This window comes from Streptomyces sp. NPDC087428, from assembly GCF_044744085.1.
GTDB lineage: Bacteria > Actinomycetota > Actinomycetes > Streptomycetales > Streptomycetaceae > Streptomyces.
This window is the reverse complement of record NZ_JBIUXR010000017.1, coordinates 42,464-56,471: the sequence shown is the minus strand read 5'-3', so window position 1 is coordinate 56,471 and position 14,008 is coordinate 42,464. Positions and strand designations below refer to the sequence as shown.

The following is a 14,008-nucleotide window of genomic DNA, read 5'->3' as shown; positions in this document are numbered from 1 at the left end:
CTGCTGAGCAGGGCCCGCACATCACTTCGGTGTTGTGCGGGCCCTGTTTTTTTGAACGGGTTCGAATCTCCCTGTCACCACCTGTGCGGATGCTGTTAAAGTCGGCCCACTCGCATGAGGGGTCAGGGCCGGGGGGGCTTTCACACTTCGCACAGACCGCGGCACTCTGCCGCGTCCTCCTCATGCTCTTCGGTAGTTCCCGGGAGGGGCTGGGCGTGAGACGCCACACTGTTGTACGCGGTGCTGTCGCGATGACGGCAGCATTTGGAATCGGGGCGGGATTCGTGCCCCTGGCGGCCGGCGCCGGGGCTCCGGCCACCGTGGCGACCACCGGGGTCCGCGGTCTCGACTTCGCCGGCGGGCGGCTGGTCACGGCCGAGCGGAGCCCCAGTGGTGACGCGATGATCTACGAGCGCCAGGTGTCCGCCGACGGCACGACCGTGGGGGCGCGGGAGGGCCGGGCGTACGCCGGGGCCCTGGCCAATGGCGCGCACTTCAGGACGGTGCCCTGCGACATGGGCTCCTGCGTGGAGCTGGTGGCCTCGGGGCACGGGCACTTCGGTGTCGTGTTCGTCAACGGCGACAACGCCGGCACCGAGAGCGTCCAGTTCTGGGGGCCGGGGAACTCGTACAACGGGGGCGATGTCCGCTACCCCGAGGGCACCGCGAAGATCGTGGACCTGACAGCCCGCGCCTGGGTCGTCAACGGCGGCTCGCCCGTCAAGCAGCGGGCCGGCATGTACCCGAGCTACTACGCGACCCCCGCCCCCCTCGTCCGCACCGCCACCGCCGCCTCCGTCTGGGGCACCTCGCTGTGGGCGGCGACTTCCGCCAAGGGCGCGCTCACCGCGACCGACATCGAGAAGAACAAGGTCGTGGAGACGGCAGCCACCGGCGCCGCCTGTGTGATCAAGGAGGTGCGCGCGGTCGGGCGCTGGGTCTACTGGAACTGCGGGACGACCGGTGCGGCCGGGGTGTACGACCGGACGGCGAAGAAGTCGTTCACCGTGCCGTCGGGGCCCGCCCTCGTCGGTGACGGATACCTCGTCCGGCACGACAGGACCGCCGGGAAGCTGCTGCTGACCGACTTCCACACGGGCAAGGCCGCGGCTCCCCGTGCGGTGGCCGACCTGGCGGCGGGGAAGACAACCGACCAGCGCCGGCTGACCTGGGCGGTGGACAGGTTCGGCGGGGACATCGCGTACGTCGATGCCGCGAACTCCGTCCACATCGTGCCCAGCGGCGTGCCCGCGCAGCCCCTCGCGAAGATCGCCTCCGACGTCGGCGGCACCTCTGTCGACCTCAAGGGCGTGAACGGCCTGGAGGCGTGGCTCAGCACCTGGCAGTTCAACAAGCCCGTCACCTGGACGTACACCGTCAAGGACTGGACCGGCCGCACGGTACGTACCCTCAAGGGCACCGGATCCGGCACCGAGGCGGACGTCGCCTGGAACGGCCGGACGGACGCGGGCGGATACACAGGCAACGGCCGGCACACCTGGACCCTGAACGCGAGGGCCGAGGACGGGTCAGGGACGTACACCACCAGCGGCTCCATCGGGGTGGGCGGCGGCAAGGCGGGCTTCCACGACCAGGGCCGGTACAGCATCGGAGACCTGGTCACCCTCAACTCCTCCGGTGGGCTGACCGTCCAGTTCGGCAAGGGGGCCCCGGGCACGTTCGACGGGAAGGTCACCGGGACCGGCTGGCCCGCCGGCACGCTCGCCGTGCCGCTCGCGGACACCGGCAGCGACCGCTGCTCCGAACTGATCGTGCGGATGCCGGGCGGCGAACTGCGCCAGTACGCCGGCCGCTGCGGCAACTCGGGGTACACGCCGGGCGGCAGCCACACCGTGATCGGCGGAGGCTGGCAGCAGTACGACGTGCTGACCTCGCCCGGCGATCTGAACGGGGACGGCCGGGCCGACCTCGTGGCCCGGCAGACGTCCACCGGCGACATGTACTTCTACGCGGGCGTGGCCGGCGGGAAGTTCGCGCCGAAGGCCAGGATCTTCACCAACTGGAAGACGTACGCCCAGATCACGGGTGTCGGCGACATCACGGGTGACGGCCGCCCCGACCTGCTCGGCCATGACCGCAAGGGCGGCCTGTGGCGTTACAACGGCCTGGGCAACGGCAGCTTCGCGCCGAGGGTGAAGGTGTTCTCGGACTGGGGGAGCTCGTACAACCTGATGGTGGGCGTCGGCGACCTGAGCGGCGACGGCAGGAACGACATCGTCGTACGCGACAAGGCCGGGAAGCTGTACCGCAACAACGGCAACGGCAAGGGCTCGTTCGGGTCCCGTACGCAGATCGCCACGGGGTGGACGTACAAGGGGATCTTCTGAGGGGCTGACGGGCTCCGGCCCCGAGGGGGCGGCGACCGGTGCATGTCGTGCCCCCGGCGAGGGAATCGCTGGGGGCATGACAAACAATCCCCGTGGTGCCCCGTCCGGAATTCCCGGTCCGTCCGGTCCGTCCGGTCCGTCCGGTCCGTCCGGTCCGTCCGGTCCGTCCGGTCCGTCCGGTCCGTCCGGCTCGGACGAGGAGCGGCTGGCCGAACTCGGCTACACCCAGGTCCTCGCCCGCCGGATGTCGGCGTTCTCCAACTACGCGGTCTCGTTCACGATCATCTCGGTGCTCTCCGGCTGCCTGACGCTCTACCTGTTCGGCATGAACACCGGCGGCCCGGTCCTGATCACCTGGGGCTGGGTCGGCGTCGGCCTGATGACGCTGTTCGTCGGCCTCGCGATGGCCGAGATCTGTTCGGCGTACCCGACGTCCGCGGGCCTGTACTTCTGGGCACACCGGCTGGCCCCGCCGCGTTCGGCGGCGGCCTGGGCGTGGTTCACGGGCTGGTTCAACGTGCTGGGCCAGGTCGCGGTGACCGCCGGGATCGACTTCGGGGCGGCTTCGTTCCTGGGGGCCTACCTGAACCTCCAGTTCGACTTCCGGATCACGCCCGGCCGCACGATCCTCCTCTTCGCCGCGATCCTGTTCCTGCACGGCCTGCTGAACACCTTCGGGGTACGGATCGTCGCGATCCTCAACAGCGTCAGCGTGTGGTGGCACGTGGGCGGCGTCGCGGTCATCGTCGGCGCGCTGACCTTCGTACCGGACTCCCACCAGTCCGCGTCGTTCGTCTTCACGGAGTTCGTGAACAACACCGGCTGGGGCAGCGGTTTCTACGTGGTGATGATCGGGCTGCTGATGGCCCAGTACACCTTCACCGGGTACGATGCCTCCGCCCACATGACGGAGGAGACGCACGACGCGGCGACGGCCGGGCCGCGCGGCATCGTCCAGTCGATCTGGACCTCCTGGATCGCCGGCTTCGTCCTCCTGCTCGGCTTCACCTTCGCCATCCAGTCCTACGACGGGGCCCTGGCCTCCCCGACCGGTGCCCCGCCCGCCCAGATCCTCCTGGACGCCCTGGGCGCCACCACGGGCAAGCTGCTGCTCCTGGTGGTGATCGGCGCGCAGCTCTTCTGTGGCATGGCGTCCGTGACCGCCAACAGCCGGATGATCTACGCCTTCTCCCGGGACGGCGCCCTCCCGTTCTCCCACGTCTGGCACACGGTCAGCCCCCGCACCCGCACCCCCGTGGCGGCGGTCTGGCTGGCCGCCATCGGCGCGCTGGCCCTGGGCCTCCCGTACCTGATCAACGTCACCGCGTACGCGGCCGTCACCTCCATCGCGGTGATCGGCCTCTACATCGCCTACGTCATCCCCACCCTGCTCCGCCTCCTGCGCGGCGACGACTTCCGGCGGGGCCCCTGGCACCTGGGCCGCTGGTCCCGTCCCATCGGCATCGTCGCGGTGGTCTGGGTGGCGGTCATCACGGTGCTCTTCATGCTGCCCCAGGTCTCACCCGTCACCTGGGAAACCTTCAACTACGCCCCGATCGCCGTCCTGGTGGTCCTCGGCTTCGCCGCCACCTGGTGGCTGGCCTCGGCCCGCCACTGGTTCCTCAATCCGGATCACAAGCGCACGATCGCCCGCAATACACCTCGCTGAGCGGGGCCTCCACCACGATGACCGGGCCCGGCAACCGATACCCGATCGGCGGCCGGGTCGCGGCGGGCTATGCTCGGGGGTGATTCGCCGAGGGCCGTTAGCTCAATTGGCAGAGCAGCGGACTTTTAATCCGTTGGTTGTGGGTTCGAGTCCCACACGGCCTACCTCTAAGCCCCAGGTCAGAGCTTGATTCCGGCCTGGGGCCTCCTCGTGTTCCGGGTCATTTCGGATGCATGCTCCAGCGCTGCCCCATCGAACCGCAAACGATCACGACATGACCGAGCCCTGCCACAGGGGCGGTCGGGGCTCACTGCGGCGGCGAACTACCTGTGGGCGCGGACGAGTAGCGTGCCGATGTGTCCGGGCTCGGGGGCGTCGATGATGTGCGCCTCGACGTCACGGAATCCGTGGCGTTCGAGGAGGCCCTTCCACCGGCGGGGCGTGTAGCTGTAGCGGTACGTGAACATCGCCTTCCCGGCGAAGCCGCCCTTGTAGCCGACGCGCGCGCCCTGATCGTGAAAGCGATCGACGCGCTCGGCTGACGGCTGACCATGGCCGCGACGAAGCGCCCCGCCACGGCGTCAGCCAGTGGGTGGGGCGCTGATCAGGCCGGTGCGGACAGCTTGGGAGTGAGCAGCTCCAGCGCCTCCTCCCAGCGGTAGTGGTCCGCGCCACCGCCGGCCTTCGGCCTGTGGGGCTCGTATGAACCGATCAGGACGCCCATCTCGCGCAGCCGCTCCAGGCTCCGGCCGTATGCGGGATGGGCGGCCTGCGCCGAGTTCAGGTAGGGCATGACGGCAGTGGGGATGCCGAAGCCGTAGGCCTCGCACAGGATGCCCAGCGCCAGGGTGTCCGAGATACCGGCAGCCCATTTGTTGATCGTGTTGAAGGTGGCCGGGGCCACCGCGATGGCGTCGGGGGGCGGCAGCGGGCGAGGGTCGCCGGGCAGGCGCCAGGCGGAGCGGATCGGGTAGCCGGTCTGTGTCTCGACCGCCTCGGTGTCAATGAAGCCGAGGGCCTGCGGGGTGGCGACGACGCCCACGTCCCAGTTCGCCTCCTGGGCCGCGGTGATCAGGATGCCGACATCGCCGGCGATGCCGGAGGCGCACACGACGACGTAGAGGAAGGGCTTCTTGGTCTGCCGGTCCGGCTGATCACTCACGCGGGGACTCCCAGTTGACGGCTGAGGCGGTGCAGTTCAGGCAGCGTACGTCGGCGGCCGCGGGCGGCCGGGCCGGCCACCGGCTCACGGACCGCCGGGCGGCGGATGTCCTGGGCCGCGCAGCTCTCCGCGATGCCGGTGCCTGACGGGTGCGGCAGCGGCGGGCACCGTCGCCCAGGCCCTCACCGAGGCGGAGTGCCCGGCCCCGTCCCGCCGAGTCCCGGCACGGTGACACCTTGTGGCCCGTGCACGTAGGTGCCAAACGAATTCCTTGCTGAGCCCGGGGAATCCCTGCGAGGGTTTCAGCGAGCCAATCCCGCAATAATTCGAGGCAGGCCGTCGATGGGCACTGACAGCCATCCCATTCAGCCGTACGCACTTCGGGACGGGGCGGTCATCGGGGTGTGGACGCCGTCCTCGCCTGCTCCCGCACTCTTTCCGCAGCGTTTCCGACGGGCGTTGTCCGCCCTGCGTCAGCATGGATTCGAGGTGAGGACCGGTCGCTACGCCACCGGGAACGACGGGCTGATGGCGGCGGATCCACGCCTTCTCGCGGAGGATCTGCACGATCTCCTGCGCAGTCCGGAGGTCGATGCCGTTGTCTGTGCGGTGGGTGGCTACACCAGCATGTCGGTTCTTCCGTTCCTCGATTTCGACCTGATCGCCGAAAGCCGTAAGCCGATCATCGGGTACAGCGATGTCAGTGCCCTGCTGTGGGCCATTCTGAAGCGCTGCTCCACCATCACCTTTCACGGACCGATGGTCGTGTCCGAATGGGGCGAGTCAGGTGGGCCCTTCCCGTACACGGTGGAGAATTTCCGGCGCGTTCTCGCCCCGTGGACGGGTCCCGTCGTGCTCGCCGCGCCCGCCGAGTGGACGGACGAAATGCTGTGGTGGGGCCGGGAGGACACCCGTCCCCGCCGGACGCGGGCAGGTGAATGGCGCCGTCTGGCCCCGGGGGTGGCCGAGGGGTGGCTGCTGCCCGGTTGCGCTCCCACGGTGAGCCGGCTCTTCGGCACGCCCTATCTGCCGGATCCGGCGGGCAGCATCCTCTGCCTGGAAACCCTGGAGATGAGCCCGGAGGATTTTTACGGGCTCCTTGTGCAGTGGAGGACCTCGGGCCTGCTGGACGAAATCAACGGACTCGTCGTGGGGCGTCATTACCGCCCGCGGTCCGGCGGTTCGGGAACCGATGCCTTCGACAGATCGGTCCTGGCCGCGCTCGGCGGACGGCGGATTCCCGTGCTCGTCGATGTTGATTTCGGGCACACCGAGCCCAGGCTGACTCTGCCGGTCGGGGTGCGTTGCCGAATCGATGCCACGCGAAGAGAACTCACTCTGCTCGCACCAGCTGTCACTGAAAGGGAAAACGAATGACCATACGGTTCGACGTTGTCGACGACGACCTGCACATCCGTTACGACCACAAAATATGTGCCCGCTGTATCCTCCCGGAATCATTTCCCGATATCTCGTTCGACGAGCAGGGCATTTGCTCCTACTGCACCGACGAGAAGGAACAGGTGGAGGTGGACGGTCAGGCCATCACCCAGGCCGTCGAATCCGCGCTGGCGACCGCGGACCCGGAACGGAAGTACGACGCGCTGGCGCTCTTCAGCGGAGGGAAGGACAGTTCGCTCGCCCTCTCGCTGGCAAGCCGGGATCTCGGTCTGCGCGTTCTCGCCTTCACCCTCGACAACGGGTTCCTGTCGCAGGCGTCCAGCGTGAACATGCGCCGGGTGCTCGACGAACTCGGCGTCGATCACGTCATGTTCCGCCCGCCCGGCCGGCTCATGCGTCCGCTCTACCAGGTCAGCATGGAGCTGGACTTCCCGTCGGACACCACCAAGTACTCCACCGGGGGCTGCGGATCGTGCATCAGCATGGTCCTGTCCTCGGGGATGCGGTTCGCGGCGGCGCACCGCATTCCGCTGCTGATCGGCGGGTGGACGCCCGGCCAGTTCACCACGAGTCCGCTGGCACCCGTCTCGTTCCTCCAGGACGTCATCGGAAGGCACTTCGGGCCTCTGTCCACGGCCTCGGCCACGCTCGCCGACCAGCTCACGGAGTGGCTCTCCGCGGAGAACACCGGGACGCCGGCCGGCCTCCTCAACCCCCTCTACGCCACCCGGTACAGCGAGGAGGCGACCATCGCCGAACTCTCCGGGCTCGGCTGGGTGCCCCCGAAGGACACCGACTCCTGCTCGACGAACTGCCGGCTGAACAGTCTGCTGATCGTCGAGCACGTCAAGAAGCACGGGTTCCACCCCTACGTCTACGAACTCGCCCATCACGTACGGCTGAAGAGCCTCTCGCGGGCCGACGCGCTGGCGAAGATCTCCGACGTCGGCATCCGTGCGAGCGCGGTGGGCTCGATCGCCGGGGAGCTGGGGATCAAGAACGTGCTGACCGCGCAGGACCGGATCGGCGACGGCCGATGACGCTTCCCCGGGAGCTGCTCGAAACGGACGTGGCCCCGAATCACCTCCCGGACACGGACTGGCTCAACCAGTACCTCGCCAGGGGCGAGGCCCGCGAGCCGATCATGCTGGGCCTCGGTGAACGGTGGGGCGGCACGCCCGCGCCACTGCTCGCGGCCCTGGGCTCGGCCTCGGCGGCGTCCCACGGATACCAGCTGTCCATGTACGGACTCCCGCGTCTTCGGGGGGTCCTGCGTGACTACCTGCGCCGTACGCACCGGCTCGAAGGGCTCGACGACGCGTACGAGGTCGCGGTCGGCTGGACGGGCACCCGCGCGGTGATGCGGGACTACGCGGAACTGCTGGCCGCCCGGCACAGCGGGCGGAAGGGGCACCTCTCCGCGCTCGTCGTCGCTCCTTCCTGGGACTACGCCGGAATCCTCGAACCGTCCGGCTTCCGCATCCACTACCTCGATCCGACTCTGACGGGCTCCTGGGAGCCGACGCCGGAGATGATCGCGGACACGGCCGCCGGTCTCACCGGGGGACTCGATCTCGTGGTGATCAACGCGCAGCACAATCCCACCGGCATCAGCTGGTCCCCCGACACGGTGCGCGCCCTCGTCCGGCTCGCCGCGGAGCACGGGGCCGCGGTTCTCGTGGACGACGCCTACTACGGGTTCCTCGATCCGGCCGGGGAACCGACCTCGGCGCTGCTGGAGCTCCTCACCGAGGAGTCCGCGGCGGGACTGCCGTGGCTGGCCGTGCGGTCCCTGGGAAAGCAGTTCAACTGCAACGGCTGGGCCGTCGGTGCCGTGACCGGGCCGCCGGGGCTCCTCGACGAGCTCGTCAACGACGTCCGAGCCCGGCACACGTACAACCACGGGGCCTTCCTGCAGAACGCCATGGCGGACTGGCTCACCGACGAGCGGGCGGTCTCGGAGTTCCTGGCCCGGGAGCGCGAGGAGTACGCGGAGCAGCGCACCGCCGCCGTCACCGCGCTGACCCGCTTCGGGGTCTCCCGCATCGTCGCCGGCCCGGCGGGCCCCTACCTGCTGTATCCCATGCCGGGGAACCGGGACGGCGATCGCATGGCGTACCTGGAGGACTGTGCGGTGCGGGCGGGGGTCCTGATGTCGGACGCCTGGCCGGCCGCCCGGCTCCTGGCGCCCCGCGCGGGCCGGCACGTCCGTATGTACCTCGGCCGGCCGCCGGAGGTGCTGACCGAGGCATGCGTGCGGCTGTCCGACGCCGGGCTGCTCGGATGAGGGTTTGGGCGGTGCCGCGGCCCTGACCTGCGGCACCCAGCACCGGAGGGCCTGCCCGGGAACGTGAGCACGCGTTCCCGGGCAGGCCCTCCGATGTGCTCCGGCCGTCAGTAGATGCGCTGCTTGTCCGACATCAGCACCGTGTTCGCGCGGACGGCGGCCCGGCCCTGTTCGGTGTTCGCGTCCACCGGACGGCCCAGCCGGAACAGCCCCGGGACGTCCCCGGACTCCGCCGGCCGCACGCCCGTCCCCTCGCCGCCGGGGTCCAGGAGCGGCGCCTGGAAGGCGACCGCGCGCTCCCAGAGGGCGCGGTCGTGCCGCCGCAACTCGTCGTGGGCGGCGGCCGCCAGGCCGTTCAGGGGCACGCTCCGCGTCGCGTCGGTGCCCCGGGTGTAGAGCCGCACGCGGTCGGCGGACTCCGCGGAGACGACGAGCGGGGCACCGGTGCGCCGGGCCGTCCGCACGGTGGCCGTCCAGTCCGCCTTCCCCTCGTGGACGCGGAGCCCCGCGCCCCGCAGCACCTCGTGCACCGCCTCGGGAGCACGCCGCGGCACCAGCGCCTGCGCGGGCGCGAGCCGGGACGGCAGGCAGACGCCGTGGCGGTCCTCGTGCAGGGCCACGCCCATGGCGATGAGCTTCGCGGTGTAGCCGAGCTCGATCACGCTTCCCCTGGCCCCGAGCCGCGCCACGAAGTCGTCGTCCAGGTGGTAGAGCGTGCAGGTCAGCCAGGTGCGGCCGTCGGGCGTCCGGGTGAAGGTGAGGATGCGCCGCTGGGCGTGCCTGCGCAGCGGCGGGGCCTCCACGACCAGGGTGGGGATCAGCATGGCGTCCATGAAGCGGAGGAAGGCGTCACGGTGGCCGGTCCAGACGTCGGCCATCGAACCGTCGACCACCTGGTGCACCATCTGGCACACCGCCCAGACGTGCTTCTCCCGGATCAGCGGCCGGGCGTCCGTGGTCTCGGCTCGGAAGAGCGGGTCCCGGCAGAGCAGCACCTTGTCCACCCGGCGGTGCAGCACCAGCTCCCGCAGACCGTCGGGCCGGAGCACGGAGGGCTCGGCCCCGTCGACCTCGTAGACATTGCTGTAGCTGTGGGTGCCGTCGTAGGCGTCCCGGTACTCCCGGCTGTTCAGCAGGGGCGTGGCGGAGACCACCTCGGTGGCGGCGACCCGGCCCGCCTCCGCTTCGTACTGGGCGTGCATGCGCTCGATGAGGCCCAGTCCGCCGGGCAGCAGCGCGGGGAACCCGGGGGCGAAGTCGAAGGCGGAGATGATCCCGCTCGACACGAGCAGCCGCCGGGTGTGGGCCGTCATGACGCCACCGGGAGGGTTATGTGCCCGTGGACCGGGACGGCCAGGCAGTGCCGGGCGTTCGCCGTGCCGGCCGCCTCCTCGCTCACGCGCGGCTCCGCCCCGTACCAGGGAACGAGGAGCCCGCGCAGCCGCGCCGCCCGCTCGGCCGCCCACTGCCGCGGCCCCTCGGTCTGCATCAGCAGTACGTCACGCTGTACGGTCCCGTCCGCGCCCAGGGCGGGGCCTATGGAGCACCAGCTCCCTTTGCGCAGGGGGTCGTTCGGGCGCAGGGGGACCACGTCGAACGGGACGTCCAGCGCGCGGAAGTAGAACGTCTGCGTGGTCTGACGCCACCCGACGACCCGGGTCGCCGGGTAGTGCGCCCACTGGCGCCGGTGCTCGATCCGGGGGAAGGCGAAGACGTCCGGCAGTCGTCGTACGCCCTCTCTTTCGAGCAGGTCGACGAGACCGGGAAGCTCGGGGTGCTCGGGGTGTTCTGGGTTCTCCGTGTGCTCGATGGGTTCCGGCATGTCACCTCTCCTGTGCCCGGCGGAACGCGAAGCCCGCCCCTCGGCAGATCTCGTCGGTCGGCTGCGGGAGCGTCGGGAGCGGGCGTACGTCCACGGCCAGGACCTCCGCGGCGATCTCGTCGCCGGACCGCATGGCGTCGTCGTCGAGCCAGAGGACGACGCGTTCCTGGATGTCGAGTCCGAAGTCACGCCTGGCCACCTGGATGGTGCGGATGAGCCGGCGCCGGTGGAACTCGGCCAGCAGCCCCTCGTTGAGCGTGGTGTCGACGGCGGCACCCGCGCCGCCGTCCGTGACGGCGGTCCAGCCCGTCTCGACCTCCTCCTGGAAGGCGACGTCGTCCGGCTCGATGGTGACGTCCTGCCCGCCGACCCCCAGCGTCACGGCGGTGCCGGCCCTCAGCCGTTCGACGCCACGGGCGTCCAGCGTCCGTACCGCCTCGCCGATCTCCTTCATCAGCCGCCCGTGACGAGGTCCCAGACGGCGCCAGTTGGGCTGCACCTGGTACGTCACCGGCAGCGTGACCTCGTCGCCCATGAGGAGGCTCTTGACGTTGACCTCGTCCTTCACGATGTCCTGGAACTCCGCGGGCAGGTCCGGGAGGCCGACGACGACGCCCTGGGCCAGCGGCTGCCTGACGGACAGCTCGGCCTTCGTCCTGGCGGCCCGCAGCAGGCTCGTCGCACGGCGTGCCGTCTCCATGTGGCGCTCCAGCTCCGGGTCCCTGGTGCCGGCCCCCGGCCAGTCGTCCAGATGTACGGAGTCCCGCTTCGCCAGGTCCTCGTCGGCCGGGGCGATGGCGTGGTGAACGGCTTCGGCCAGGAAGGGGACGAACGGCGCCATGAGCAGCGCCAGCCGGCCGAGGGTGTGGTGCAGGGTCTCGAACGCGTCGACGTCGGTCTCGTCCATGGACCAGAACCGGCGACGTCCGCGCCGGATGTACCAGTTGGAGAGGTCGTCGATGAAGGCCGCGATCGACTGGGCCGCGACGTGGGCCTGGAAGCCCTCCAGTTCCTCCGTCACCGACTCGGTGAGTGCTTCCAGGCGTGAGATCAGCCAGCGGTCCAGCACCTGCCCGGACGCGACGGCCGCCCCGCTCGGAGTGAATCCGGCGAGCTCGGCGTAGCGGCGGTAGAAGTGGACGACGTTCCAGAGGGTGCCGAGGTCCTTCGCGGCCCGTTGGTCCATCGAGGCGGGTGACACCCGCCGGGAGCCCCAGGGCGCACCGGAGTTGAAGAAGTACCAGCGCACGCCGTCCGCGCCGAGCCGGCTCAGCGTCTCGTCCGGGTCGATCGTGTTCCCGATCGACTTGGACATCTTGCGGCCCTCGTCGTCCACCAGGTGGCCCAGGCACAGGACGTTGCGGTACGGCGCCGATCCGTGGGTCAGGGTGTTGACGACCAGCATCGAGTAGAACCAGCCGCGGGTCTGGTCGATCGCCTCGCAGATGAAGTCGGCCGGATAGGCGTCGCGCACGGTGCTCCCGGGCGCCGCCGGGTAGCCGTGCTGGGCCGCCGGCATGCAGCCGGAGTCCAGCCACACGTCGCACACCGGCGGGACCCGCCGCGCGGGCTCCCCGCAGTCGGGGCAGGGGAAGGTGATGTCGTCCACCTGAGGCCGGTGCAAGGACAGTTCCGCGAGGTCCCTTCCGGTGAGCCCGGTCAGTTCGGCCCGGCTGCCGACGCAGGTGTCGTGCCCGTCCGCGCAGCGCCACACGGGGAGGGGCGTCCCCCAGTACCGGTCCCGGGCGAGTGCCCAGTCGACGTTGTTCTCCAGCCAGTTGCCGAAGCGCCCGTGCTTGATGTGCGCGGGATGCCAGTTGACCTTCTCGTTCTCCTCGACGAACCGGTCCTTGATCCGCGCGGTGCCGATGTACCAGGTGGGCTTGGCCCAGTACAGCAGCGGCGTGCTGCACCGCCAGCAGTGCGGGTACGCGTGCGTGTACCCGAGCTCCCGCACCAGCAGGCCGCGCTCCTCCAGGTCCGCCAGCACCTGCGGGACCGCCTCCAGGACGTTGGTCCCCGCCCACGGCCCGGAGCTGAACTCGCCCTTCTCGTCCACCGGATTGGGCGTGGGCAGCCCGGCCTCCGCGCAGACCCTGGCGTCGTCCTCGCCGAAGGAGGGTGCCAGGTGGACCAGGCCGGAGCCGGTGTCGTCGGCGACCCCGTCCCAGCCGACGACCACACCGTCGGTGCCCGCGGCCTCGTCCGCGTAGGGCCGGACATAGCGCCGGCCGACGAGCTCACTGCCCGGGAAGACGCGCTCCGGATCGCTGTCGACAACCTCCTGTGCGCGGGAGACCGCGAGGATCAGTTTCCTGCCGTCCGGGCCGGGATACACCCCGTAGTCGTGGTCGGGCCTGACGGCGACCGCCACGTTCGCCGGGAGCGTCCAGGGCGTGGTCGTCCACGCGACCAGCTCGGCGCCGCCGTCCACCAGCGGGAAGGCGACGAAGGCGGACCGGTCCTCCCGGTCGCGGTAGACGCCCGGTTGTGCCAGCTCGTGGGAGGAGAGCGCCGTTCCGCAGCGGAAGCAGTAGGGGACGACCTTCTCCCCCTCGAAAACCAGGTCCTTGTTCCACATCTCCTTGATGTGCCACCAGGCGGACTCGACGTAGGAGTCGTCCATGGTCCGGTAGGCGCGGTCGAAGTCCACCCAGTACCCGTACCGGGAGAGCGTGCGCCGGAATGCGCCGATGTTGCCCGCTGCGTACTCCCGGCACGCGCGCGTGAACGCCTCGACGCCGTGCTCCACGATGTCGTGCTTGCTCTGGAGGCCGAGGTGCCGTTCCACCGCGATCTCCACCGGCAGCCCCTGGCAGTCCCAGCCGCCGAGCCGCTCGACCCGTCGCCCCCGCATGACCTGGAAGCGGGGGTAGATGTCCTTGTACACGGACGTGAAGACGTGGTGCAGCGCCGGCTTGCCGTTGACGGTCGGGGGACCTTCGTAGGTGACCCAGGGGCGGCCGTCGGGGCGGTGGTCGAGGTAGCGGCCGACCACGTCCTGCTCGTCCCAGTAGCGGAGGACGTTCTCCTCCAGCTGAGGAAGATCGAAATCACCCGAAAAATCAAACATACCGGCCACCTACTCCATTTCCTTGGCCGAGGGGGCGGGAGCCCGCTCCACTCGCTGCGACTCCGGGCGGTCTCCGTCCGCTGGTCAACGGGACGGAACTGGCCTGATTTCGAGCAATTCCGCGCGAGGATGTCCGGAGCCACCGCCCGCTCTCGCCGGCGCTGGATACGGATACGCGACGCGGGACGATCGGAAGATCAAAAGCGACTACGTGGAGAACCGTGTGGTGTGACTCCACCGCAGCTG

The 14,008-nt window shown here is 70.1% G+C and carries 9 protein-coding genes, 1 tRNA gene and 2 pseudogenes; 6 read left to right on the top strand and 6 right to left on the bottom strand.

What is annotated here, in order from left to right; translation table 11 throughout:
* The first annotated feature begins 251 nt into the window (after positions 1–251).
* From ACIO3R_RS31510 to ACIO3R_RS31500, 3 genes are all read left to right on the top strand, one after another.
* Positions 252–2,348 (top strand): FG-GAP repeat domain-containing protein, encoded by a 2,097-nt coding sequence (locus tag ACIO3R_RS31510; RefSeq protein ID WP_402110403.1) that lies wholly within the window; start codon positions 252–254, stop codon positions 2,346–2,348.
* Between the two features lie 76 nt (positions 2,349–2,424).
* Positions 2,425–4,017 (top strand): amino acid permease, encoded by a 1,593-nt coding sequence (locus ACIO3R_RS31505; RefSeq protein WP_402110402.1) that lies wholly within the window; start codon positions 2,425–2,427, stop codon positions 4,015–4,017.
* A 91-nt stretch (positions 4,018–4,108) separates the two neighbouring features.
* Positions 4,109–4,181, top strand: a tRNA-Lys gene (locus tag ACIO3R_RS31500).
* Between the two features lie 159 nt (positions 4,182–4,340).
* Here the strand turns inward: ACIO3R_RS31500 and ACIO3R_RS31495 are convergent.
* The 3 genes and pseudogenes from ACIO3R_RS31495 to ACIO3R_RS31485 form a co-directional block, all read right to left on the bottom strand.
* Positions 4,341–4,511 (bottom strand): annotated as a pseudogene (locus ACIO3R_RS31495) (SAM-dependent methyltransferase); the annotation flags it as partial.
* Between the two features lie 110 nt (positions 4,512–4,621).
* Positions 4,622–5,179: a flavoprotein gene (locus ACIO3R_RS31490; RefSeq protein ID WP_385036409.1), complete on the bottom strand. Its 558-nt coding sequence runs from the start codon at positions 5,177–5,179 to the stop codon at positions 4,622–4,624.
* A pseudogene (locus ACIO3R_RS31485) lies at positions 5,176–5,313 on the bottom strand (transcriptional regulator); the annotation flags it as partial. The pseudogene ACIO3R_RS31485 and the gene ACIO3R_RS31490, both read right to left, overlap by 4 nt.
* Positions 5,314–5,521: 208 nt before the next feature.
* On the opposite strand from ACIO3R_RS31485, the gene ACIO3R_RS31480 reads away from it, so the two are divergent.
* The 3 genes from ACIO3R_RS31480 to ACIO3R_RS31470 are packed head-to-tail and all read left to right on the top strand — an operon-like array spanning position 5,522 to position 8,867.
* Positions 5,522–6,556 carry an LD-carboxypeptidase gene (locus tag ACIO3R_RS31480; protein WP_385036410.1) on the top strand — a complete coding sequence of 345 codons (1,035 nt, stop codon included), beginning with the start codon at positions 5,522–5,524 and terminating at the stop codon, positions 6,554–6,556.
* On the top strand, positions 6,553–7,620 hold the full coding sequence (locus ACIO3R_RS31475; RefSeq protein ID WP_402110399.1) for a hypothetical protein: 1,068 nt from the start codon (positions 6,553–6,555) through the stop codon (positions 7,618–7,620). The genes ACIO3R_RS31480 and ACIO3R_RS31475 overlap by 4 nt, the downstream gene beginning before the upstream one ends.
* Entirely contained in the window at positions 7,617–8,867 is a 1,251-nt protein-coding gene (locus ACIO3R_RS31470; RefSeq protein ID WP_402110398.1) for a pyridoxal phosphate-dependent aminotransferase, read from the top strand. The genes ACIO3R_RS31475 and ACIO3R_RS31470 overlap by 4 nt, the downstream gene beginning before the upstream one ends.
* Before the next feature lie 107 nt (positions 8,868–8,974).
* Here the strand turns inward: ACIO3R_RS31470 and ACIO3R_RS31465 are convergent, their stop codons facing one another.
* Genes ACIO3R_RS31465 through ileS form a run of 3 tightly spaced genes read right to left on the bottom strand, consistent with a single transcriptional unit; the run spans position 8,975 to position 13,762 of the window.
* On the bottom strand, positions 8,975–10,180 hold the full coding sequence (locus tag ACIO3R_RS31465) for a hypothetical protein (protein WP_402110396.1): 1,206 nt from the start codon (positions 10,178–10,180) through the stop codon (positions 8,975–8,977).
* Entirely contained in the window at positions 10,177–10,689 is a 513-nt protein-coding gene (locus tag ACIO3R_RS31460; RefSeq protein ID WP_402110394.1) for a hypothetical protein, read from the bottom strand. The genes ACIO3R_RS31465 and ACIO3R_RS31460 overlap by 4 nt, the downstream gene beginning before the upstream one ends.
* Position 10,690: 1 nt before the next feature.
* Complete coding sequence (gene ileS, locus ACIO3R_RS31455) at positions 10,691–13,762, bottom strand: isoleucine--tRNA ligase (RefSeq protein WP_402110393.1); 3,072 nt, start codon at positions 13,760–13,762, stop codon at positions 10,691–10,693.
* Between the last annotated feature and the right edge of the window lie 246 nt (positions 13,763–14,008).